Below are 2,607 nucleotides of genomic sequence, written 5' to 3' on the forward strand. Positions count from 1 at the left end.
AAGTGTATTGACAAAACAAAATGGGGAATCCGGCAACTAATGCCGACTGCAACATATAGGTTCAACAAAACAATAGCGACTGCAACTATTAGCTTCATAGTGACAGTCGCTATTGTTATATATAAAGTTTAATACCTGTAGTTTATCAAATGCTTACACCTCACAATAATTGATGATATAAGAGCTAAAGCGGTATTAGAAAATTACATTCCACGCTCTTTAATGAAACCTGATGATGTTGTAATTCAATCCAAACATTGGATTGCATATTCTTCATTTGATGCACCTAAATATGTATGGATGTACCCGGAAAGATAAGAAGTGGAAATTCTAATTACACAATTTTCTTATCTAATTTAATTACACATTCTGATTCCGTATGCGACATTTTTCGCTCAATGGTAGATATCTCCGAATCACGGAGAGTATGGGCGAATACTTTTTTTATAAAGGTAGCTGTCTGTAGGCGTGGCTTGCCAAATGCTTTGCCGATATTCCATCCAAAGTGCATGATGTCAATGGATTTTAATTGAGCATCCACCTTTATAAGTTCAACTTTGGGCAGAGAATCAGACAAGTAGTATTCTATAATATATCCACATAAGCGATTGAGGTCAGTTTCGCTAAGATAGAGAGCCAAAGTTTGTTTCGTATATGTGAGAACCTTATCTAATTTTTGCTGAGATGCTCGTTCCTTCTCAGCCATAGCATTGGCACGGAATATCTCGTATTCTGATGTTTGGCTGGATTCTTCGATAGATGTATTGCTGATGGTAGAAGGGGTGGCTTCTTCCTTTGGATGTTCTGCTACGTCTTCATTGGATTCTGGAAGCGAAGGAGTAGAAACTTCTTCTGTTGTATCAGATGTAGTTTCGATTTCAATTTCGGACTCAGGTCCCGAAATGATAGGTTCCGGATTTATGGTGCTTTGAGCAAGTTCCGAGTGTACTATTGGAGTTTCAATTACCGCAGCCTTATTGCGATAGCATTCAAATCTCATAAAGCACTTCTCTATTGTTGGTGAAAGTAGTCGGCTGAATACCATTTGCAGGTTGAGGTAGATAGCTCCCATGACAATAGAGCATACCACGAAAATAAGGTTGCTGCTGAACTCATCCCAACCATAGTGTAAGAAGGTCTGACGGGCTAAAACACCAATGATAGCGATTGTACCGAAAACAATCAGATGCAAAGTAATATGTTCTATCTTTTTCTGCTCCATATTGATATGTATTTGTCGTTTGTGAGCAAATATATATCATTCTATGGATAGTAGATGCATTTTTGGAAAAGTGGCAGCATGATGCGTCGATACCCCAGACAACCTATGCCACTTTTTATAAATTGAAGCCCGAATTTGGTGTGATTTCAACTTCGGGCTTTTACTATACTGCTTCGGATTAACAATAGAACTTACTTCCTAAATGAACAAAGAATGATACGTTATCCTTTTGTGAGGATTGAACCTCGTTTATTATCCAGTTCCTAAATGTTGCGGAATGTCCTGTGTCTATTTGATAGGATAGGGCTATAACCATATTGAGATTATACACATCGGCACTGTTCCCATTCTCCAGCCTTATACATTGGCAAACTTCATACTTCTTTAAGATGTTGGCTTTCAATATTGCTTTTATGCGAGAATTGATTATTCCTGTCGTTGTATAAAACAAGTCGGCAATCTCCCAAGCGGTCATCCATACTTCGCCATCAGAGATATGGATGCCTTGTCCGTTGGTTGTTATGATTCCTCGTTTCATAGCTGTAATTTATTTTAGTGAAATCTTATTGGCTGTCTCTCGTTTCTTGGTATTGACCAAATCAGCATAGATTTGAGTTGTGGAAACGTTCTTGTGAGTTAGCATCTTTGAGACCGTGTAAATATCTGTACCTAAAGAGATTTGAATGACGGCGTAGGAGTGCCGAAATCCGTGAAAGGTTATCGGCTTCGTTATTCCGGCTTTTTTGAGCCAGTTTTTAAGTGGATAGTTAATCATGCTCCGTTTTAGTTCTTTGAATACTTTACCGGTTCCGGGCGTGCCACATAGTTCGTAGGCTTCGTAGCTGATGGGGAGTGTCGCCTCCGTTTGGGTTTTCTGTGTTCTGATACGCAGACAATAACCTTGGTCGGGTGCAAGGGCGAAATCTTCCCATTGAAGATTGAGGATGTCACTGATGCGTAGCCCTGTCAGACAAGCAAACAAAGAAGCGGCTTTCAAAACCGGGAGGTCGCAAGGAGTGGCTGCAAGTTGTTTCACTTCGTCCAGTGTCAGATACTCTTTCTTCACATCTTGCGGTTCAATCTTATCAAGGTAGTCGTTGATGTTCTCCCGAAGCCATTTGTCTCGGTAGGCTATCTTCAATAATCCTCTGAATGTGGAGTAGTAGCCGGATGCCGAATTGAGGGATATAGGGCGGTTGCTATGTTTGAGTTGGAGAGACCGGAGCATGCTGGGACAGCATGAGGGCTGAAAACGAATGCCTAAAACGGCAATTCGCCGTTGGAAGGCATAGCTGATTATCAGTTATTTGCATTTTTCGTTTATGGTATCAGGCCATAAAAACCGGAGTATGTTGGGACAAATGCCGTTTCGAGTGCCGTGCCGC

Annotated in this window: 2 protein-coding genes and 1 pseudogene; all 3 read right to left on the bottom strand. The window is 40.7% G+C overall.

From position 1 onward, the window contains the following. Window positions 1–334: 334 nt before the first annotated feature. On the bottom strand, window positions 335–1,222 hold the full coding sequence (locus G7Y39_RS13200) for a mobilization protein (protein WP_165157897.1): 888 nt from the start codon (window positions 1,220–1,222) through the stop codon (window positions 335–337). Window positions 1,223–1,400: 178 nt separating this feature from the next. After that, window positions 1,401–1,760 (bottom strand): lipofamily protein, encoded by a 360-nt coding sequence (locus G7Y39_RS13205; RefSeq protein ID WP_165157898.1) that lies wholly within the window; start codon window positions 1,758–1,760, stop codon window positions 1,401–1,403. A 9-nt stretch (window positions 1,761–1,769) separates the two neighbouring features. Continuing rightward, a pseudogene (locus G7Y39_RS13210) lies at window positions 1,770–2,450 on the bottom strand (tyrosine-type recombinase/integrase); the annotation flags it as partial. Window positions 2,451–2,607: the final 157 nt, after the last annotated feature.

The organism is Parabacteroides sp. ZJ-118, from assembly GCF_011038785.1.
GTDB lineage: Bacteria > Bacteroidota > Bacteroidia > Bacteroidales > Tannerellaceae > Parabacteroides.

Coding starts and splice junctions, on each gene's coding strand:
- G7Y39_RS13205 (WP_165157898.1), bottom strand. CDS start 1,760: ATGAAACGAGGAATCATAACAACCAACGGACAAGGCATCCATATCTCT.
- G7Y39_RS13200 (WP_165157897.1), bottom strand. CDS start 1,222: ATGGAGCAGAAAAAGATAGAACATATTACTTTGCATCTGATTGTTTTC.